At 47.0% G+C, this 20,044-nt stretch carries 25 protein-coding genes; 22 read left to right on the top strand and 3 right to left on the bottom strand.

Translation table 11 applies throughout. The features are described from left to right. The first annotated feature begins 16 nt into the window (after window positions 1–16). The 5 genes from gcvPA to ACINLD_RS08110 all read left to right on the top strand — a co-directional run bounded on the left by gcvPA (window position 17) and on the right by ACINLD_RS08110 (window position 6,155). Window positions 17–1,363, top strand: a complete 1,347-nt coding sequence (gene gcvPA, locus ACINLD_RS08130) for an aminomethyl-transferring glycine dehydrogenase subunit GcvPA (RefSeq protein ID WP_026587838.1) — start codon at window positions 17–19, stop codon at window positions 1,361–1,363. Continuing rightward, window positions 1,356–2,816, top strand: coding sequence for an aminomethyl-transferring glycine dehydrogenase subunit GcvPB (gcvPB, locus tag ACINLD_RS08125; RefSeq protein WP_077736498.1), 1,461 nt, complete (start codon window positions 1,356–1,358; stop codon window positions 2,814–2,816). Before gcvPA ends, gcvPB begins: the two co-directional genes overlap by 8 nt. A 345-nt stretch (window positions 2,817–3,161) precedes the next feature. Further along, the gene (opuAA, locus tag ACINLD_RS08120) at window positions 3,162–4,418 is read left to right on the top strand and encodes a glycine/proline betaine ABC transporter ATP-binding protein OpuAA (protein WP_026587836.1); all 1,257 of its coding nucleotides are present in this window, start codon (window positions 3,162–3,164) and stop codon (window positions 4,416–4,418) included. Between the two features lies 1 nt (window position 4,419). Further along, a complete protein-coding gene (opuAB, locus tag ACINLD_RS08115) occupies window positions 4,420–5,274 on the top strand; it encodes a glycine/proline betaine ABC transporter permease subunit OpuAB (protein ID WP_026587835.1) in 855 nt (284 codons plus the stop codon). Continuing rightward, the gene (locus tag ACINLD_RS08110; protein WP_026587834.1) at window positions 5,274–6,155 is read left to right on the top strand and encodes a glycine betaine ABC transporter substrate-binding protein; all 882 of its coding nucleotides are present in this window, start codon (window positions 5,274–5,276) and stop codon (window positions 6,153–6,155) included. The genes opuAB and ACINLD_RS08110 overlap by 1 nt, the downstream gene beginning before the upstream one ends. A gap of 161 nt (window positions 6,156–6,316) precedes the next feature. On the opposite strand, the gene ACINLD_RS08105 is transcribed toward ACINLD_RS08110, so the two are convergent. After that, the gene (locus tag ACINLD_RS08105; protein WP_026587832.1) at window positions 6,317–6,703 is read right to left on the bottom strand and encodes a rhodanese-like domain-containing protein; all 387 of its coding nucleotides are present in this window, start codon (window positions 6,701–6,703) and stop codon (window positions 6,317–6,319) included. Between the two features lie 175 nt (window positions 6,704–6,878). Here ACINLD_RS08105 and ACINLD_RS08100 point away from each other — a divergent pair, with 175 nt between their 5' ends. The 3 genes from ACINLD_RS08100 (at window position 6,879) to ACINLD_RS08090 (ending at window position 9,232) form a co-directional block, all read left to right on the top strand. Continuing rightward, window positions 6,879–7,715, top strand: coding sequence for a biotin/lipoate A/B protein ligase family protein (locus ACINLD_RS08100; RefSeq protein ID WP_026587831.1), 837 nt, complete (start codon window positions 6,879–6,881; stop codon window positions 7,713–7,715). A 91-nt stretch (window positions 7,716–7,806) separates the two neighbouring features. After that, window positions 7,807–8,235 (top strand): transcriptional regulator MntR, encoded by a 429-nt coding sequence (mntR, locus tag ACINLD_RS08095; protein ID WP_026587830.1) that lies wholly within the window; start codon window positions 7,807–7,809, stop codon window positions 8,233–8,235. A 121-nt stretch (window positions 8,236–8,356) separates the two neighbouring features. Continuing rightward, complete coding sequence (locus tag ACINLD_RS08090; protein ID WP_026587829.1) at window positions 8,357–9,232, top strand: patatin-like phospholipase family protein; 876 nt, start codon at window positions 8,357–8,359, stop codon at window positions 9,230–9,232. Here the strand turns inward: ACINLD_RS08090 and ACINLD_RS08085 are convergent. Both ACINLD_RS08085 and ACINLD_RS08080 read right to left on the bottom strand, forming a co-directional pair. Beyond that, window positions 9,229–9,615 (bottom strand): SA1362 family protein, encoded by a 387-nt coding sequence (locus tag ACINLD_RS08085; RefSeq protein ID WP_026587828.1) that lies wholly within the window; start codon window positions 9,613–9,615, stop codon window positions 9,229–9,231. The two genes, ACINLD_RS08090 and ACINLD_RS08085, sit on opposite strands and share 4 nt — an antisense overlap. 40 nt (window positions 9,616–9,655) lie before the next feature. Further along, window positions 9,656–10,609 (bottom strand): DUF1385 domain-containing protein, encoded by a 954-nt coding sequence (locus ACINLD_RS08080; RefSeq protein WP_077736499.1) that lies wholly within the window; start codon window positions 10,607–10,609, stop codon window positions 9,656–9,658. A 250-nt stretch (window positions 10,610–10,859) separates the two neighbouring features. Between ACINLD_RS08080 and ACINLD_RS08075 the strand changes: the two genes are divergently transcribed. The 14 genes from ACINLD_RS08075 to accB all read left to right on the top strand — a co-directional run bounded on the left by ACINLD_RS08075 (window position 10,860) and on the right by accB (window position 20,040). Next, window positions 10,860–11,396 carry a YqhR family membrane protein gene (locus ACINLD_RS08075; protein ID WP_026587826.1) on the top strand — a complete coding sequence of 179 codons (537 nt, stop codon included), beginning with the start codon at window positions 10,860–10,862 and terminating at the stop codon, window positions 11,394–11,396. A gap of 92 nt (window positions 11,397–11,488) precedes the next feature. Further along, entirely contained in the window at window positions 11,489–11,923 is a 435-nt protein-coding gene (gene aroQ / locus ACINLD_RS08070) for a type II 3-dehydroquinate dehydratase (RefSeq protein WP_026587825.1), read from the top strand. Between the two features lie 12 nt (window positions 11,924–11,935). Further along, window positions 11,936–12,997 carry a M24 family metallopeptidase gene (locus ACINLD_RS08065; protein WP_026587824.1) on the top strand — a complete coding sequence of 354 codons (1,062 nt, stop codon included), beginning with the start codon at window positions 11,936–11,938 and terminating at the stop codon, window positions 12,995–12,997. Between the two features lie 30 nt (window positions 12,998–13,027). Then, the gene (efp, locus tag ACINLD_RS08060; protein WP_026587823.1) at window positions 13,028–13,585 is read left to right on the top strand and encodes an elongation factor P; all 558 of its coding nucleotides are present in this window, start codon (window positions 13,028–13,030) and stop codon (window positions 13,583–13,585) included. A 145-nt stretch (window positions 13,586–13,730) separates the two neighbouring features. Beyond that, on the top strand, window positions 13,731–14,012 hold the full coding sequence (locus tag ACINLD_RS08055) for a YqhV family protein (protein ID WP_026587822.1): 282 nt from the start codon (window positions 13,731–13,733) through the stop codon (window positions 14,010–14,012). Window positions 14,013–14,104: 92 nt separating this feature from the next. After that, window positions 14,105–15,028 (top strand): stage III sporulation protein AA, encoded by a 924-nt coding sequence (spoIIIAA, locus tag ACINLD_RS08050; protein WP_077736500.1) that lies wholly within the window; start codon window positions 14,105–14,107, stop codon window positions 15,026–15,028. Continuing rightward, a complete protein-coding gene (gene spoIIIAB / locus ACINLD_RS08045; RefSeq protein WP_026587820.1) occupies window positions 15,022–15,537 on the top strand; it encodes a stage III sporulation protein SpoIIIAB in 516 nt (171 codons plus the stop codon). Before spoIIIAA ends, spoIIIAB begins: the two co-directional genes overlap by 7 nt. A gap of 22 nt (window positions 15,538–15,559) precedes the next feature. Next, entirely contained in the window at window positions 15,560–15,766 is a 207-nt protein-coding gene (spoIIIAC, locus tag ACINLD_RS08040) for a stage III sporulation protein AC (protein WP_026587819.1), read from the top strand. Between the two features lie 12 nt (window positions 15,767–15,778). Continuing rightward, window positions 15,779–16,174: a stage III sporulation protein AD gene (gene spoIIIAD, locus ACINLD_RS08035; RefSeq protein ID WP_256860478.1), complete on the top strand. Its 396-nt coding sequence runs from the start codon at window positions 15,779–15,781 to the stop codon at window positions 16,172–16,174. A 24-nt stretch (window positions 16,175–16,198) separates the two neighbouring features. Then, complete coding sequence (gene spoIIIAE / locus ACINLD_RS08030) at window positions 16,199–17,407, top strand: stage III sporulation protein AE (RefSeq protein ID WP_026587817.1); 1,209 nt, start codon at window positions 16,199–16,201, stop codon at window positions 17,405–17,407. A gap of 13 nt (window positions 17,408–17,420) precedes the next feature. Then, on the top strand, window positions 17,421–18,050 hold the full coding sequence (spoIIIAF, locus tag ACINLD_RS08025; RefSeq protein ID WP_026587816.1) for a stage III sporulation protein AF: 630 nt from the start codon (window positions 17,421–17,423) through the stop codon (window positions 18,048–18,050). Further along, entirely contained in the window at window positions 18,043–18,726 is a 684-nt protein-coding gene (gene spoIIIAG, locus ACINLD_RS08020) for a stage III sporulation protein AG (protein WP_026587815.1), read from the top strand. The genes spoIIIAF and spoIIIAG overlap by 8 nt, the downstream gene beginning before the upstream one ends. Window positions 18,727–18,729: 3 nt before the next feature. Further along, entirely contained in the window at window positions 18,730–19,380 is a 651-nt protein-coding gene (locus tag ACINLD_RS08015) for a SpoIIIAH-like family protein (RefSeq protein ID WP_026587814.1), read from the top strand. 174 nt (window positions 19,381–19,554) lie between these two features. Continuing rightward, on the top strand, window positions 19,555–20,040 hold the full coding sequence (gene accB, locus ACINLD_RS08010; protein WP_026587813.1) for an acetyl-CoA carboxylase biotin carboxyl carrier protein: 486 nt from the start codon (window positions 19,555–19,557) through the stop codon (window positions 20,038–20,040). The last annotated feature ends 4 nt before the right edge of the window (window positions 20,041–20,044 follow it).

Raw genomic sequence — 20,044 nt, 5'->3', positions numbered from 1 at the left:
TGAAAGGAGACTGAAGATGAAGCACCGCTACCTTCCAGCGACAGATCAGGATAAAAAAGAGATGCTCGAAGCCATTGGAGTTGAAAAGATCGACGATTTATTCTCTGACATTCCGGAAAGCGTCAGATTTAAAGGCGAATATCAAATCAAAAGGGCGAAGTCCGAAACAGAGCTGACGAAAGAACTCGTCAAGCTCGCGGCCAAAAATAAAGACACAGGCGCATACGCTTCATTTTTGGGCGCCGGCGTCTACGATCATTACCAGCCGGTGATTGTCGACCATGTGATTTCCCGGTCTGAATTTTATACGGCTTATACACCGTATCAGCCGGAGATTTCTCAAGGGGAGCTTCAGGCGATTTTCGAGTTTCAGACGATGATCTGCGAATTGACCGGAATGGATATCAGCAATTCATCGATGTATGACGGAGGAACAGCATTGGCGGAAGCCGCGATGCTGGCTTCAGGGCATACGAAAAAGAAAAAGATCGTCGTTTCCGAAACCGTTCACCCCGAATCGCGCGACGTTTTAAAGACATATGCAAAAGGACAGTACATCGATGTGCTTGAAGTGCCTGCGAAAAATGGCATGGCAGATCTTGAAGCCCTTGATGCTGCAGTTTGTGAAGAAACCGCTGCCGTGGTCGTGCAGTATCCAAACTTTTTCGGCCGGATTGAACCGTTAAAAGACATTGAGCCGATCGCCCACAAAGGAAAATGCATGTTTATTGTCTCCGCCAATCCGCTCGCTCTCGGGCTTTTAACGCCGCCCGGAGCATTCGGTGCCGACATCGTCGTCGGGGATGCCCAGCCATTCGGGATTCCGGCCGCTTTCGGAGGACCGCACTGCGGCTTTTTCGCTGTCACGAAAAAGCTGATGAGAAAGGTTCCGGGCCGTCTTGTCGGCCAGACGGAAGATGAAAACGGCAAGCGAGGCTTCGTTTTAACCCTTCAGGCGAGAGAGCAGCATATCAGGCGCGATAAAGCGACATCGAATATCTGCTCCAACCAGGCGCTCAACGCGCTTGCCGCTTCCGTCGCCATGACGGCGCTCGGCAAACAGGGTGTCAGGGAAATCGCCTGGCAGAACATGCAAAAAGCGGCGTACGCCAAAGAAGCTGCCAAACGGGCGGGACTTACAGTCGCATTTGAAGGGCCGATGTTTAACGAGTTTGTCGTCAGGCTGAATGAGCCCGTCTCAGAAGCGAATGAACGCCTGCTTGAAAAAGAGATCATCGGAGGCTTCGATCTCGGCGCTGCATACCCGGATTTAAAGCAGCACATGCTGATTGCCGTCACAGAGCTCAGAACGAAAGAAGAAATCGATACACTCATGAACGAATTGGGGGATCGCCATGAATAATCACGATCAATCGCTTATTTTTGAAGTGTCAAAAGAAGGCCGGATCGGCTATAGCCTGCCTGAGCTGGACGTCCCTGAAACAGATGTATCAGACCTCCTTGATGATGCCTATCTCAGAGAAGAGCCGGCCGAGCTTCCGGAAGTGTCTGAGCTTGATATTATGCGCCATTACACCGCTTTATCAAAGCGCAACCACGGCGTGGATTCGGGCTTTTACCCGCTCGGTTCCTGCACGATGAAGTACAATCCGAAGCTGAACGAAAAAATCGCGAGAATTCCCGGTTTTTCTTCGATCCATCCGCTTCAGGATGAACGGACCGTCCAGGGGGCGCTCGAGCTGCTCTACGATTTGAGCGGGCATTTGGAAGAGATTACAGGCATGGACGAAGTCACACTGCAGCCGGCGGCCGGCGCACACGGAGAGTGGACGGGGCTGATGATGATCCGCGCTTTTCATGAGGCAAACGGCGATCATAAAAGGACAAAGGTCATCGTACCCGACTCGGCCCACGGCACAAATCCTGCATCGGCAACGGTTGCCGGCTTTGAAACGGTTACGGTCAAATCAAACGCCGACGGGCTTGTCGATCTTGACGATTTAAAGCGGGTTGTAAACGAAGAGACGGCAGCATTGATGTTGACCAATCCGAACACACTCGGCCTTTTTGAGGAACATATTTTAGAGATGGCTGAAATCGTTCACCAAGCCGGAGGGAAGCTGTATTATGACGGTGCCAACTTAAACGCCGTGCTCAGCAAAGCAAGGCCCGGCGACATGGGATTTGACGTCGTGCATTTAAACCTCCATAAAACCTTTACAGGCCCCCACGGAGGAGGAGGACCGGGCTCAGGACCGGTAGGCGTTAAAAAAGAGCTGATTCCTTATCTGCCGAAGCCTGTTTTAGTCAAAAAGGACGGCCGTTATACATTTGACTATGACCGCCCGCAGTCAATCGGCAGAGTCAAGCCGTACTACGGAAACTTCGGCATTAATCTGAGAGCCTATACGTATATTCGTTCCATGGGTCCCGACGGGCTGAAAGAGGTCACGGAAAATGCGGTGTTGAATGCGAACTATATGATGAGAAAGCTTGCATCACATTACGATCTCCCGTTTGACCGCCACTGCAAACACGAATTTGTGCTGTCAGGCAGACGTCAGAAAAAGCTCGGTGTCAGAACGCTTGATATCGCCAAGCGCCTCTTGGATTTCGGCTTCCATCCGCCGACCATATACTTTCCGCTCAATGTTGAAGAATGCATCATGATTGAGCCGACGGAAACGGAGTCAAAAGAAACGCTCGATGCGTTTATCGAAACGATGATCCAGATTGCAACAGAAGCGGAGGAAAACCCTGAAATCGTTCAGGAAGCCCCCCACAAAACCGTTGTTAAGCGAATGGACGAGACAAAAGCGGCACGCCAGCCCGTGCTTCGCTTTCAAAAGAACTGACCAAAAAGCGGCGAGTTGATCTCGCCGCTTTTTTTATATTTGTAAGCGGATTCTATAGCGGTCCAACAGGATTTTACCTTTCTGGAATAGTAAAAACGAGTAAATTAAAATGAAAAATGATAATTATCTTTAAAAACGTGATAGTTTCAAGGGTTTTTCATAAGGTAATGGTTTAATTTACCTTAATAAAAGAGGATACCGGAGCATTTAGAAGCATTCGCAAGGTTACAGGGGGACAGCGAGGTATATGAAGGTATGATACAAAATTAAAGAGAATATGCCGTTTGTCTGATATGTTACATAAGTGTTACGGTATATAAGATTGCTTAGAACGGGAGGAGAAATATGAATTTAGATGATAAACCGATTAAAATAAAAGTCGAAAAAGTATCAAAGGTTTTCGGAAAACAGACAAAAAAAGCGCTGCAGCTGCTTGCCGCCGGCAAAAGAAAAAAAGAAATCTTAAAAGAAACTGGGGCAACCGTTGGTGTGAACCAAGCAGATTTCAGCGTGTACGATGGTGAGATATTTGTCATCATGGGTCTATCAGGGAGCGGTAAATCAACTTTGGTGCGGATGTTAAACCGCCTAATTGAACCGACTGCCGGAAATGTGTACATAGATGGTGACATGATAACAAATATGTCCAAAGACCAGCTTCGGGAAGTCCGCCGGAAAAAAATCAGCATGGTCTTCCAAAAATTCGCCCTCTTTCCGCACAGAACCATTCTGGAAAATACGGAGTATGGTTTGGAGCTTCAGGGGGTAGACAAAGCGAAACGCCAGGCAAAAGCGCTTGAATCATTAAAGCTTGTCGGTCTTGAAGGGTATGAACACCAATATCCGGATCAGCTGAGCGGCGGGATGCAGCAGCGCGTCGGACTTGCCCGCGCATTAACGAATGATCCCGATATTCTGCTGATGGATGAAGCATTCAGCGCTCTTGATCCGCTGATCCGCAAAGATATGCAGGATGAACTCTTGGATTTGCATGAATCTGTAGGTAAAACGATTATTTTCATCACGCACGATCTCGATGAAGCATTGCGAATCGGCGACCGCATCGCGCTGATGAAGGACGGGAACATCGTGCAAATCGGCACGCCGGAAGAAATCCTGATGAATCCATCGAACGAATATGTTGAAAAATTCGTTGAGGATGTTGATTTATCCAAAGTGCTGACGGCCGGCCACATTATGAAGCGCGCGGAAACCGTGCCCGTTGATAAAGGTCCCCGTGTTGCATTGACGCTGATGAAAAACCTGGGGATTTCATCCATTTACGCGGTTGATAAGCACAGCAGGCTCCTTGGCACAATTGATGCGGAGACTGCCAAGAAAGCGGCTGAAAAAGGCCAGCCTCTGGAAACGGTCATTTCAAAAGACATAAGGACGGTTCAACATGATGTCGTCCTCACTGACATTTTTGAAATGGTTTCAGACGCCAGCATTCCAATCGCTGTTGTCGATGAAAATGAGCGGATGAAAGGCATTATCGTTAAAGGCGCTCTGATCGGGGCCCTCGCCGGTAATGACCAATATATCAACGCAGATCATCAAGCAGCTGAAGAAACAGAAGCTGTCATCCAGGAGGTGAGATAAGATGTTTACACTATCCTCGCTTCCCCGCATTCCTTTGGCCGATTGGATCGATCAGTTCGTCGACTGGCTGACCATGTCGTTCGGAGGCGTGTTCGACGGAATCGCCAACGGGCTGGAAACGTTTGTTGATTCGATTGTTCAAGGGCTCGGCATGATTCCGCCGGTCATTTTGACCGTCATATTTGCCGCGCTCGTTTGGCTGATCAGCAAAAGAGGAATCGCACTTTTCACATTGATCGGATTTTTAATTATCGATTATCTCGGGTATTGGGACGCGATGCTTGAGACATTGGCGCTCGTCGTCACATCCGTTTTGATTTCCGTCATTATCGGGATTCCCGTCGGCATTTGGGGATCTCAAAAGAAAACGGTCCAAAGAATCGTTACGCCTATCCTTGATTTAATGCAGACGATGCCGGCGTTCGTTTATCTGCTTCCGGCCATTTTCTTCTTCAATATCGGGGTTGTTCCGGGTGTTGTGGCTTCCGTTATTTTTGCGATGCCTCCAACCATCCGGATGACGATCCTGGGCATTCAGCAGGTGCCTGAGGATTTGATCGAAGCAACGGAAGCATTCGGGTCGACGACAAGCCAAAGGCTCTTTAAGGTTCAGCTGCCGCTGGCGACAAAAACGATCCTTGCGGGTATCAACCAAAGCATCATGCTTGCCTTATCAATGGTTGTCATCGCCTCAATGGTGGGCGCGCCAGGACTCGGAGAAGAAGTCTACCGCGCAGTGACACAGCTGAAAACGGGAACTGGTGTTGAAACCGGCCTTGCGATTGTCATTATCGCAATCGTACTTGACCGGGTTACACAAAATATAAAACTGAAAAAAAACGGGGGGAATGCATAATGTGGAAAAAGATGGCCGGAATCGGCGCCGCGGCTGCTCTGACATTAGGGCTGGCCGCTTGCGGAAGCAGCAATAATGAAAATGCTTCAGTAGGTGAGCAGGTCGATCATAAAATTACCGGTATTGATCCGGGTGCAGGCATCATGACTGCGACGGATAAAGCGGTGAAAGACTATGATCTGAGCAAATGGACGGTAACATCTGGATCAAGCTCGGCGATGACAGCCGCCCTCAAAAAAGCGTACGACAAAAAAGAACCGATTATCATTACGGGATGGACACCGCATTGGATGTTCGCAAAATATGATCTTAAATATTTAAAAGACCCTAAAGGTTCATACGGTGATGCCGAAGAAATCCATACCGTAACACGCAAAGGATTTAAAGACGATCACCCAGGCGCAAACAAGCTGTTAAGCCAATTCAGCTGGACGGAAGATGACATGGGTGAAGTGATGCTTGCCATCCAGGAAGGCAAAAAACCTGCAGACGCTGCAGCTGATTTCGTGAAAAAACATCAAGATCTCGTTGAAAAATGGACAAAAGGCGTTGAGAAAGCCGACGGCGAAAAAATTAAGCTTGGCTATGTCGCATGGGACAGTGAAATCGCCAGCACAAATGTAGTCGCGAAAGTTCTTGAAGATCTGGGTTATGACGTCACACTCAGCCAAGTGGAAGCCGGCCCGATGTGGACTGGAATCGCAAACGGAAGCATCGATGCTTCAACAGCTGCATGGCTGCCGAAAACACACAAAACATATGCGGAAAAATATGAAGGCAAGTTTGAAGACATCGGAACAAGCATGACCGGAGTCAAACTCGGCCTAGTCGTTCCAACATATATGAAAGATGTCAATTCAATTGAAGATCTGAAGAAATAATGCAGAAGCCGGCGGTTGCGCCGGCTTTTTCTCTGCGTAAAAAAGCTGTGTTCCCGGTATTTTAAAAGGGCCAAGCCGGGTGAATAAACATAACAAAATCCTAAAACGTTTAAGCTTTAGGATTTTGTGCAGTCTGCTGTCTAAAGGGACAGCTCGCTTCATTATTTTTTTGCTTTAATTTTTCCGCTCCACTTTTTGAAGCCGCCCTTCAGGTTGTAGATTTCCTGACAGCCGTGCTTGCGCAGCATCTGTGCGGCGCGCCCGCTTCTGACATTGTTTTGGCAGTATAGATAAACGGGTTTGTCAGGGCGGATTTCAGCTTTTCGCTGTTTCATCTGTGAGAGCGGTATGTTTCGTGCCCCTAAAATGTGACCGCCTTCATATTCGTTCGGTTCACGCACATCAATGAGCTGCGCCTTCCGGTAACCGGCCCTGAATTCTTCTTCTGTCAAGGTTTTCATAATCCGCTGCTGATAGATGTATGAAACGACCGCATAGACAATGAGCGCGGCGCAAATGATGAGAATGATAATACTGCTGGTAGACAATCTGATCCGACTCCTTTTTCCATCATCCCTGTAAGCGGGATTTTTCGATATGTAAGACAACTACTATTATAGTAAAGGCACAGAAATCTGTCATCTGATTAAGCTGAATTTATTTTCAATTTTCAAAGGGAATGGTAGACTTATTTTATACCAAAGAAAAAGAGGGTATGTGTTGATGGAAAAGGAAACTTGGTGTTTTATCGATTCGGGGCGACAAGACCCCGCTTATAATATGGCACTTGACGAGGCGCTGCTTTATTGGCACAGCGAGCAGAAAATTCCGCCGACCATCCGCTTTTACGGATGGAATCCGCCAACGCTATCGGTCGGCTATTTTCAAAACATTGAAAAGGAAGTCGACCTCGAAGCCGTCAAAAGACACGGTTTAGGTTTTGTCAGAAGGCCGACGGGAGGAAGGGGTGTTCTCCACGATCAAGAGCTTACATATAGTGTCATCGTCTCTGAAGAACATCCGGAAATGCCGAAGACGGTGACGGAAGCCTACAGGGTTATTTCTGAGGGCATCCTTCAAGGATTCAGGGAGCTGGGGCTTGACGCGTATTTCGCTATCCCGAGAACAGAGAAAGAAAAGCAGAGCCTCAAAAGCCCGCGGTCATCCGTATGTTTTGACGCGCCTTCCTGGTATGAGCTCGTCGTCGAGGGCAGAAAGGTTGCCGGAAGCGCCCAGACGAGACAAAAAGGGGTCATTCTTCAGCACGGGTCGATTCTCCTTGATCTTGATGAAGACAAGCTGTTTGATTTGTTCATTTACAAAAACGACCGCATCAGAGAGCGCATGCAGCGAAGCTTTAAGGAGAAGGCGGTCGCCATTAATGAGCTCGCGGCCAAACGGGTGACGATTGAAGAAGCGAGCGCTGCGTTTAAAACAGGGTTTGAAAAAGGGCTGAACATCCATTTGGAGCCCTATGAACTCTCACGGGAAGAAACCGAATTTGTCGAGGAACTTGCCCGGACGAAATATGTGACAGATGAATGGAACTATAAGAGATAACTCTGTGAAAACGTTATCTGATTGCTTGTTTTTTACATGCACATAGTGTAAACTTGTTATGATTTGAATAGGTGTGATTTGGAGGGATTTGATGACAACACCGAGTATGGAAGATTACATAGAACAAATTTATATGCTGATAGAAGAAAAAGGATATGCCAGAGTCTCAGATATTGCAGAAGCTTTAGCCGTCCATCCCTCCTCGGTTACAAAAATGGTTCAAAAACTCGATAAAGACGAATATTTGATTTATGAGAAGTATCGCGGACTTGTGCTGACGCCTAAAGGGAAAAAAATAGGCAAGCGTTTAGTATACAGACATGAATTATTGGAGCAGTTTTTGCGAATCATTGGTGTTGACGAAGAGAAAATATATGATGATGTCGAAGGCATTGAACATCATTTAAGCTGGAACAGCATCGATCGGGTCGGAGATCTTGTGCAATACTTTGAAGACGACCGCAAAAGAATCGACGACTTGAGAAGCGTTCAAAAAAGAAATGAACAGGAAAACCAGTAAAAAAAGCCGACCGGATCACCGGCGGCTTTTTTCATTTGCCGGCCTCCTTGTCTTATGGTCTTTTTTTACCGATCCCTTCTTAAAATGGTGTTAGGGCCATCTTTTAAGGGGGGAGAAGGGCATGTACATAGACGGGGTTTTTTCAGGCGGCGGAATGAAAGGCATCGCACTGGCAGGGGCATATGAAACGCTTGAAAAACGGGGCTTCCGTTTTAAGAGACTGGCCGGAACAAGTGCCGGCTCAATTATTGCATCGTTTATTGCAGCCGGGTATACGAGTCAAGAGATCCGCAGAATGTTGGAGGAACTAAATGAAGGCGATCTTCTTGATCCGCGTTTTTCGTTTTTGCCTTTAAAGCTGCTGCAGTGGGTCTCGATTTATTGGCGGTTAGGGTTATATAAAGGAGATAAATTAGAAAACTGGATTTCCGCGAAATTAAAAGAGAAAGGCATTTCCGTGTTCGGCGATTTTGAAAAGGGAAAGCTCAAGGTGATCGCTTCCGACTTGACGAACGGTAAGATGCTTGTGTTGCCTGACGATCTTCATCGATACGGTTTGAATCCGGATCGTTTTTCGGTTGCGAGGGCGGTGCGGATGAGCTGCAGCATCCCTTATTTTTTTGAACCGGTTAAACTGAAATCCTCGGCCGGCATTAGTACAGTTGTTGACGGCGGGGTGCTGAGCAATTTTCCGATTTGGCTGTTTACCGCTGAAAAAAAGCGCCCGGTTTTAGGCGTCACATTGATGCCCAATGAAAAAGAGAGGCCGAAGAAAACGATCAATAATGCGTTTGAGCTGTTCGGGGCGCTTTTTGAAACCATGAAGGAAGCGCACGATGCCAGGCATATTTCCACGAAGCATGAACGGAACGTGATTTTTTTGCCCGTGGAAGAAGTGCTGTCGACTGAATTTGCGCTTTCAGCAGAAAAAAAACTAGCTCTGATTGAGCTAGGTAAAAAACGAACAGAATTATTTTTGAAACAGTGGACGTATTAAAAGAAAGCCCTGTTTTTCTTTTTGCTTTTTTTGCCTTCAATCACTGTCAGCTGCGTCTGGCTTTTTTTCTTGACCAGTACAGGCTTTGATTTATTGATAGAAGGCACGCTTCTAAGATGATTGACACGGCCTTTTGAGGAGCGTTTTTTATGGTCCTGAAAACGCCTGTTGGATTGTTTGGCTGCCTTTTTAAAAGCGGCTCCTTCACTGCCCATAGCACGATTGGAAATACGCCTGATCACAAAGTAGATGATCGCGCCGACTGCAGCAAACACGAGCAGGTATTGCAGCAGCTGGCCTGGACTTGTGAAGGCAAAATAGGCAAAGCCAAAAATTCCAAACGCCATAATTAAAGCTGAGACAGGATGTACGCGTTGCTTCATAATTGTCCACCTCCCAAAAAATTAACCGATTCGTTAAAATTCAAATTACGATATTAGAAGGTTCCTTCTGTTCGTCCTCTGCTTTGGTCTCCATCTGAAGAAGCTCGTTAAAGCTTGCGATTGCCACTTCCACCTGATCGTTTGCCGGCTCTTTTGTCGTCAAAAGCTGCAGCCAAAGGCCCGGGTAGCCCAGCACTTTCAGCACTGGTATGTTTCTCGCTTTGTTGGTCAGCTGCAGCACTTCAAAGGAAATGCCGAGAACAACCGGTATCAGTGCGATTCTATTCAAAATACGGACCCAGAGAGGGTCAGCAGGAACAAGCAAGTAAACAAACATGCCCACGATCACGGTAAATAAAATGAAGCTGCTTCCGCATCTATAGTGAAGTCTTGACTGGCGCTGAACATTTTCAACCGTGATCGGCAGATTTTGTTCGTAACAGTTTATGACCTTGTGTTCGGCTCCGTGATATTGAAAAACCCTTTTAATAAAAGGGGTGCACGATATCGCGTATATATAGCCCAAGAGAAGGAGCAGCTTAAAAAAGCTTTCGATCACAATCTGTGCGACGTCGGACTGAAATACCGGCCTGGTGAGCTCCGCGAGAAACACGGGAACAAGCGTAAAAACAAACTTACTGAAAACAAATGAAAGCACACCGACTGCGGCAAGACCGAAAATCATCGTCAGTTTCGACGGCTTCTCCTCTTTCAATTGCTCATCTAAAGAGGGGTCACGGTCATAACGTTCACTGGAGAAATTCAAATGCTGCGTCCCGTTTGCGCTTGCTTCGATAATGGCGATGATCCCTCTGAGAAAAGGGATTTTCTTTAACCTGTCAAGCATCGGGTTCGTTTTGCGCGGCAGCTTGAAAAATTCAATGCTCCGGTCTTTTCTGCGGATCGCTGTTACATAATGGCGCCTGCCGCCAAACATGACGCCTTCGACGACAGCCTGCCCTCCGTATGCGGGGCGTTTTTTTTGATTTGACATATGCATCAACCTATCTGTATCAATCTATGATTACATTAACCATTTCCTTACACCTATTGTACAGGAAAAATGCTGAAACCTCTAGATTGACGGGCCTAAAAAATCAAGAATTTCACACCCGGCGAATGCCAAATCTAATTTAAGTATACCCGCCTGTGCAATTTTTACACTCCGGTTTAAAAATATTGGCAAAATGATGTTGCCTCCGCTGTTTTTGGACATACTGGAAATGGAGGTGATCGAGAGCATCATGAGCAATGAAGACAATCAGAAACAATCGGAAGAGTTGGAGCAGAATAAGCGGGAAAGTCCGATGTCCTTCAGCGGCAGGGTGATCACTACGGGATTTTTCGGCGGACTGATTTGGGGAACCATCGGTGAACTGGCATATCTGTTTAAATTTTCGGAAGTCAATCCGAACATGATTCTTCAGCCTTTTGTCATCGGCGATTGGAAAAACGGATTTCTCGGCACGGTGATCAGTATTCTATTGATCGGAGTTATCTCCATCGGAGCTGCACTGATTTATTTCGGCTGTCTGAAACAAGTGAAAGGCATCTGGGGCGGTATGGCGTATGGGGTTGTTTTGTGGCTCATTGTCTTTTATCTGTTTAACCCTATGTTTCCCGATGTCCGGACTGTCCCTGAGTTAAAGAGGGAAACAGTGGTGACGACGCTCTGTATCTATCTGCTTTACGGCTTGTTTGTCGGTTACTCGATTTCGTTTGAGTACAATGAACTGAATGAGGAAAAGCTTTCGCGGGCGCTGGGGGAAACAAGGGAATAGTGTTGATGCCGGATCAATATGATAAAATGTTCACTGTAAGTGGACATTTTTTTTGGCGTGAGAATGTTTTGAGTGAAAAGGGGGGAAGAGAATTGCCGCACATTTTAATAGTGAACGGTCCGAATTTAAACCGTTTGGGCAAACGCGAACCGGAAGTATACGGGAAAGACACATTGACTGATTTGGAGCAGAAGCTTTTTCAATTTGCTGAAGGCGTGCATGCCGAGCTGACTTTTTTTCAATCCAATCATGAGGGGGATATCATCGACGCTCTTCATGAAGCAGATGAACAGTATGATGGCGTTGTTTTAAATCCCGGGGCTTTTTCACATTACAGCTATGCGATCCGCGATGCGGTGGCAGCGATCGGGATTCCGGTGATCGAAGTCCATCTATCAAATCCTCATGCAAGGGAAGAGTTTCGCCGCCGATCGGTCATTGCTCCTGTCACAAGAGGCCAGATCACCGGGCTTGGATTTGAAGGTTATAAGCTTGCTGTCTGTTATTTTTTGAACAATAACCAATAGGGGGAGTCAAAAATGAAACTGAACAAATTGAGAGAGCTTTTCGGCGGCCTGGGAATCGAAGGGCTTTTGGTGACGAGCGGCATTAATTTGCGTTACATAACAGGCTTTACCGGATCATCGGGACTTGCGGTCATTTCAGAGGACAGAGCGGTGTTCATCACGGATTTCCGCTACACAGAGCAGGCGAAAAAGCAGGTCGCAGACTTTGAAGTCGTCCAGCATACAGGCGGCATCGTCCAAAAGGCAGCCGAAGTGATCAAAGAAATGGGATTAAATAAAATCGGTTTTGAGCAGGATAAAATGACATACGGGACGTATGCTTCTTATAAAAAGCAGCTTCCATCAGCCGAGCTTGTTCCGGTTTCACAATCTGTGGAAAAGTTGCGCTTGATTAAGTCAAGTGAAGAGATTAAGATATTAAAGGAAGCTGCAAAGATAGCAGATGATGCATTCAGCCATATTCTCACGGTTATACGGCCCGGCATGACGGAAATCGCCATCGCCAATGAGCTTGAATTTTACATGCGGAAGCAGGGAGCCGATCATTCCTCATTTGATATGATCGTCGCTTCCGGATTGCGTTCGAGCCTCCCCCACGGAGTGGCAAGCGAAAAAGCCATCGAGAAGGGCGACTTTGTGACGCTCGACTTTGGGGCCTACTATAAAGGATACTGCTCGGATATGACGCGGACGATCGCGGTGGGCGAGCCGAGCGACGAGCTGAAAACAATTTATCAGACCGTATTTGAAGCACAGGCCATCGGCATGGAGACTATCAAGCCGGGAATCACCGGAAAACAGGCTGATGCTTTGACAAGGGACTACATTACTTCAAAGGGCTACGGCGATTACTTCGGCCACTCAACAGGCCATGGCCTTGGCATGGAAGTTCATGAAAGTCCGGCGCTTTCTGCGCGTTCAGACCAGACGCTTGAAAAGGGCATGGTCGTCACGGTTGAACCGGGAATCTACATACCGGGTAAAGGCGGAGTCAGAATCGAGGATGATATCGTGCTGACCGACGGCGGGAACGAATCCCTTACCCATTCCGCAAAAGAATTAATTATTTTATAATCCGTTGATTGGAGCAATAGGAGGATAATCATGATTTCAGTAAACGATTTTCGCACAGGTTTAACAATTGAAGTAGACGGAGGCATCTGGCGCGTTGTTGACTTTCAGCACGTCAAGCCGGGAAAAGGTGCTGCTTTTGTCCGCTCAAAACTGAGAAATCTCCGCACAGGCGCGATTCAGGAGAAAACCTTCCGTGCAGGTGAAAAAGTAGCGCGCGCTCAAATTGAAACAAAAACGATGCAGTATTTATATGCGAACGGCGATCAGCACGTTTTCATGGATACAACAACCTATGAACAGCTTGAGCTGAATGCTTCCCAAATCGAGCACGAACTCAAATTCTTGCTTGAAAACATGTCCGTTCAAATCATGATGTATCAGACAGAGACTCTCGGAATTGAACTTCCGAATACAGTCGAGCTGAAAGTTGTTGAAACAGAACCGGGCATAAAAGGCGATACAGCCTCTGGCGGAACAAAACCAGCAAAAACTGAAACAGGTCTTGTTGTCAACGTGCCGTTCTTCGTGAACGAAGGCGATACGCTCGTTGTCAACACTTCTGACGGATCCTACGTATCAAGAGCATAACATCAGGATAAAGAGCCGGCTTTTAAAGCCGGCTCTTTTTTTTTGCCTTCATTCTACCTTCAAATGGAAAATTTAGAAGACTACTTTTTCAAAAGAGAGCATAGATTGTAAAAAAAGCCGGAAGTGTTACTGGAGGTTTAAGATGATGAAGTTTTTCTTTGGACAAGTCAATCCGACGGTTTTATCGATGGCTGCGTTAAGGGTTGTCTCCTCCCTGATTGAGCTGACGGCCGCCATCGTGATGCTTTTGATGAACGATGTCCGCAAAGCGGTGGCGGTTAACAGCGTTCTGGCAATGGTCGGACCGCTGATCTTTATTATTACGATGACAATCGGAATATATCAAATTGCAGGGCAGCTGTCATATGCCAAACTTGTTTTGATTTTCATGGGTGTTGTTTTTATTATTGCAGGCATCTACAAATAGCCAAAACAGCGGGGAGAGACGGACTTGTCATAAAGTCTTCCTTTGAACATACATTTTTATAGAAGACAAGCTTGGAGAAGGAGGGAGTGTTTTTGCACCACATCACAGAGATTCTCCCTGACACGATAAAACGCGCGCTCAGCGGACTTAAAAAACAAGAAGCAGATCAAATAGAAGAAATTCGGATAAGGACAAGTCGTCCGCTGGAACTGGTCCGCCAGGGGCATTCGCTTTTTTTGAATTATACCGCCACACATGAAGATGCGGCGCTGTTTTTGACCAGACTGGGCGATTACAGCATGTATACGCTTGAAGAAGAGCTGAAAAAAGGCTATATCACCATCAGAGGCGGACACCGGGTCGGCCTGGCCGGCAGAGTTGTCGTGGAAAACGGGGCCGTCAAAGGAATCAGGGACATTTCATCATTCAATATTCGCATTGCCAAAGAAAAAATCGGTATCGCCAAGCCGTATGCATCCCATTTGTTTCAACACATGTGGCTCAACACGCTGATCATCGGTCCCCCGCAAACAGGCAAAACAACCCTGCTTAGAGATCTTGCAAGGCTGATTAGCGCGGGGAACGGAAGCATCCCCGCCAAAAAGGTGGCGATCGTTGATGAAAGGTCGGAAATTGCCGGCTGTGTTAACGGCATTCCTCAATACCGGTTCGGCGATCGCATCGACATTCTTGACGCCTGTCCGAAGGCGGAAGGTCTGATGATGATGATCCGTTCGATGAGCCCGGACGTTGTGATTGCAGATGAAATTGGCCGAATGGAAGACGCTGAAGCGCTTTTGGAAGCGGTGCATGCAGGAGTGACAATTATTGTGTCCGCCCACGGATTCACATATTCAGATATCGCCAAGCGCCCGTCGCTGAAGCTGCTCAGGGAATACGGCGTATTTCAGCGAATTGTCGAGCTTTCCAGAAAGAACGGCCCGGGCAGCTTAAACCGCATCTACAATGGTGATGGAGAACCGCTCGGGGCGAATCAGAGGGTGTTATCATGCTGAAGCTTTTGGGAGCAGCGCTGATTTTGGCAGCTGCCACATGGACGGGATTTGAAATGGCCAAACCTTTCAGGGAAAGGCCGAAGCAAATCCGTCAGCTCTTGGCCGCCTTGCAGTCGCTGGAAGCTGAAATCATGTATGGACACACACCGCTCCGCACGGCTTCCCATCATATCGCAGAGCAGATGCAAGAGCCCGTCGCTTCCATATTTGCAACCTTTTCTGAAAAACTGGAAGAAGGAAGCGTCTCGGCCGGAGCGGCGTGGGAAGAAAGTTTGCAGAAAGTATGGCCGCAAACGGCTCTAAAGAAAAAAGAGCTTGATATTTTGCGGCAATTTGGAGAAACCCTTGGCCGTCATGATCTGATTTCTCAGCAAAAACATATCAAACTGGCGTTAACCCATTTAGAAACAGAAGAAGCTGAAGCGAATCTGGCGCAGGCGAAAAACGAAAAGATGGTCAAAAGCCTTGGGTTCCTGTCAGGACTGCTGCTGATTCTTCTATTGATGTAATGAAGAGGGGAGCATACATGAAATGGGAATAGACGTAAACATTATTTTTCAAATAGCCGGCGTCGGAATCGTCGTCGCATTTCTCCACACCATACTCGACCAAATGGGGAAGAAAGAATATGCCCAATGGGTCACGCTTTTAGGATTTATTTATATTTTATTCATGGTGGCTACTGTCGTCGATGATCTGTTCCAAAAGATAAAAGCTGTCTTTCTATTTCAAGGATAGGGGGGCTTACTCATTGAAATCGTTCAAATCGTAGGATTGGGAATGATTGCAACCTTCCTCAGCTTGATTGTCAAAGAGCAGAAACCGACTTTTGCTTTTCTCATTGTCGTTTTTGCAGGCTGCACTATCTTTTTATTCCTAATGGATCAGGTCTATGAAATCATCCGCATGATTGAAAAAATAGCCGCCAATGCAAATATCAACATGATGTATGTCGAAACGATTTTGAAAATTATCGGTATCGCGTATATCGCGGAGTTTGGCGCACAGCTGGCCAAGGACGCCGGGCAGGGGGCGATTGCTTCGAAGATCGAACTGGCAGGAAAAATCCTCATTTTGGTCATGGCCGTTCCCATTTTAACCGTCATTATCGAAACCATCATCGGGCTGATCCCTTCGATGTCCTAGTCAGAAAGGAGGATGTTCTTTAGTATGAAGCGTTTTCTGTTCTGGCTGTTTGTCATCGGGATGATATGCTTCGGAGCGCGGGATGTACAAGCAGCGGACGAGGAGCCGCAGGAAGCAGGCTCAGCCCAAGAAACGGAAGAATCCGCTGAAGCGATGGCAAAAGAGCAGGCCGAGGCATTGGAACTCGACCGTGTGGGAGAGTTTTGGAACAAGATCATGACAGACTATGGGGGCTATCTTCCTGAAAGTCAAAAAGGAAGTTTATTGGATTTTATAAAAGGAGAAAAGCATTTTTCCCCTGAAGAATGGGTCAAGGCGCTGTTTTCCTACTTGTTCCATGAAGTGCTGGCTGGCGGAAAACTCCTGGGGACCTTGATTCTCTTAACGATATTTTGTGTGCTGCTCCAGCTGCTGCAAAATGCGTTCCAGCAGAGCACCGTCAGCAAAGTCGCCTATGCGATCGTTTACATGGTCCTGATTATTCTTGCGCTAAACAGTTTTCGGATCGCCGTCACGTATGCGAATGAAGCGATTCAATCGATGACAAGCTTTATTCTGTCGCTCATACCCCTGCTCCTCGCCCTGCTGGCAAGCTCAGGAGGAGCCGTTTCAGCCGCTTTTTTTCATCCTGTGATTCTCTTTTTAATGAACTCCAGCGGTTTGTTTATCCAATATGTCGTCCTGCCGCTCTTGTTTTTATCAGCGATCTTAAGCATCGTCAGCACGATGACAGAACAATACAAGGTCACACAGCTCGCCCAGCTTTTAAGGAATGTGGCAATCGGGACGCTGGCCGCTTTTTTAACCGTATTTCTCGGGGTCATATCTGTACAGGGCGCCTCAGCTGCGGTTACGGACGGAATCACCCTGAGGACGGCCAAATTCATCACCGGCAATTTCATCCCCGTCTTGGGCCGCATGTTTACAGAAGCGACAGATACGGTGATCAGCGCTTCTCTTCTGCTGAAAAACACCGTCGGAATCCTCGGTGTTGCGATCTTGATCTGCATCGCCGCTTTTCCCGCCATCAAAATCCTCTCGCTGGCATTGATCTACAAAATAGCCGCCGCTGTTCTGCAGCCGCTTGGGGGAGGGCCGGTGATCAGCTGCCTTGATGTCATCAGCAAAAGCGTGATCTATATTTTCGCGGCGATGGCTATCGTCTCGCTGATGTTTTTCTTAAGCTTAACCGTCATTATTACAGCCGGGAATCTGACCATGATGATGAAGTAGGGGAGGGGCTCATGTGGAATTTTTGACGGAGTGGCTCACAAATATTATTTTATTTATTCTGCTTGCCATCGTCATCGATATGCTTCTGCCGAATTCCAGCATGCAAAAATACGCGAAGATGGTCATCAGCCTGCTGTTGATCGTCGTCATCCTGAAGCCGATCTTCACGCTGTTCCGCACCGATCCGGAAGTCATTTTCGAACATCTGACCGAGAATGGACAAGTTCAGTCAGGAGAAATAAAAAATCAGCTGAATTCAGAAAAAAAAGAAATACAAGCCTCACAGCAAGCATATATTTTAGAACAGATGGCTGTTCAATTAAAAAAGAGGGCGGAGGAGATGTTCAATCATGACCAATATATGATAGAACAAGTCAAAATCTCTTCAGACGAACACCTGAAATCTGAGAAAGACATCGCTGAACATATGAAGGTTGCAGTCTTCATGGGCTCCGCTTCCGAAAAAACGGTCCAAGCCGTCGCCCCGGTGGACATCAACCCGGGGGAAAGCTACAGCTCGAAGCGCGATCAAGAGGAGAAAGAAGCGGAAAGAATCGCCGAGCAGCTGGCAGACATATGGGAAATGGACCCCGGCAAGATCACAGTTCATTTAGAAGGGGGAGAACAAAGCGGCCATGAATAAAAATTGGATCGGAAAGCTGATCGGACAACTGCTCCCGAACGAAGAGAAAGAGGGAAAGAAGCTCACAAAATATCATTACTTTCTGCTGTTGTTTGTTCTCGGTGTCTCCTTCATGCTGGTAAGCCAGATCTTTTCTGCCGAACCTTCTGAAGATCACAAGACCGAGCCCGCATCATCGCAGCAAGCCGGCACTGAAACGAGCGAAAAGGGCCGGGAAAAAGAAGTGTTTAAACCGACGGGCAATGAGAAGCCGAAGGAGTCTATCGATGATTATGAACAAGAATACGAGAATCAGCTGAAAGAAATTTTGGAAACGATCATCGGTGTTGACGATGTCTCGATCGTCGTCAATGTTGACGCAACATCGTTGAAAGTATTTGAAAAAAATCAGAAGACGCAAGAGACATCGACAAGTGAGACGGATAAACAGGGAGGCAAACGGACGGTGACGGAAATTTCTTCAGACGAAGAGATCGTCATGATTAAAAACGGCCAGGAAGAAACACCTGTTGTCGTTCAGACGAAAAAACCCGAGATCAGAGGTGTCCTCGTTGTCGCTCAGGGAGTCGACAACGTTCAAATAAAAAAGACCATTATTGAAGCAGTGACAAGGTTTTTGGATGTCCCGAGCCACCGCGTCGCTGTCGCCCCTAAAAAAATGAAGGAGGATTCATAAATGATGCTGAAAAAACAAACGGTCTGGCTTTTAACCATGTTAAGTCTTGTCGTTGTGCTGAGTGTCTATTACATCATGTCACCTGAAGGAGAGAACGTCGTTTCCGTGGATCAAGAAGGACAAGTAGCCGCGGAAAAAGAAAAGCAGGAAGCACCGGCGAAAGAGGAACCTGCAAAAGAGGAACCTGGGAAAGATAAAGGCACAGAGTCCGAAAAAGGAAAGACCGAAGGAAAAGATAAAGAAACGTCAGCCAGTGAACAGAGCGGCAGCAATGGAGAGGTTGTCACAGAGGAATCATCCGGCGACGATGTATTTACGACATATCGGATGGAAATGGACGATCAGCGCAGCAGAGAGAGGGAGCAGCTAACCGAGATCGTCAGAAGCGACAAAGCGACAGCTAAGGAAAAAAGCGAAGCCTACGATAAAATGAATGAGCTCAGCGAAGCGGAGGGAACAGAAAAAACGCTGGAGACATTGATCAAAACAAAAGGATACAAGGACGCTCTTGTAAATGCTGACGGCGACAAAGTCAACATTACCGTCAAAGCGAAAGAACATTCCAAATCTGCCGCTGCTGATATCATCGATATCGTCGCAAAAGAAGTCAAAAACTTAAACGATGTGGCCGTAACGTTTGAGCCTGCTGATTAAACCGTTTCCCGCTTGCAGAAAGCGGGATTTTTTGCGCCTATTAGCCGCGGGCTGACAAGGCGCCTTTATGATTGTAGTTGAATTCGGCATTCCTCTCCTGTAAGATGAATATAGTATGTACTTTTAGTACTAACTGATAAACATGATAAATCTTTTCATTAGGAGTGCGATAGCATGTTAAAAATTGATGAAATTAAAGAATTGATAAAATTAATTGATGAATCTTCGATAAATGAATTTACATATGAAAACGAAGGATCGAAGGTTGAACTGAAAAAACAAAGCGGTGTCGTACAAACCATCCAGCAGGCGCCGGCCGTTCCTGTTCAGGCTCCGGTACAAGAAGCTGCTGTTCAGGCAAAGCAAGCGCCCGTCCAGGAAGCGCCGGCTCAACAGGAAGCCGCCAACGCCAATGAAAACCTTCATAAAATCACCTCCCCTATGGTCGGGACGTTTTATGCATCGTCTTCGCCTGAAGCTGATCCTTATGTAACCGTCGGTTCAAAGGTGACGGAATCTTCCGTTGTCTGCATCGTCGAAGCGATGAAGCTCTTCAATGAAATCGAAGCTGAAGTAAAAGGTGAAATCGTTGAGGTGCTGGTTGAAAACGGCCAGCTTGTTGAATACGGACAACCTTTATTTTTAGTAAAAGCAGAGTAAGGAG

It is taken from the genome of Bacillus sp. z60-11 (genome assembly GCF_046464135.1).
Classification (GTDB): domain Bacteria; phylum Bacillota; class Bacilli; order Bacillales; family Bacillaceae; genus Bacillus; species Bacillus sonorensis_A.
Note: the sequence above shows the minus strand (reverse complement) of the source record. Positions and strands in the feature narration are given on the sequence as shown.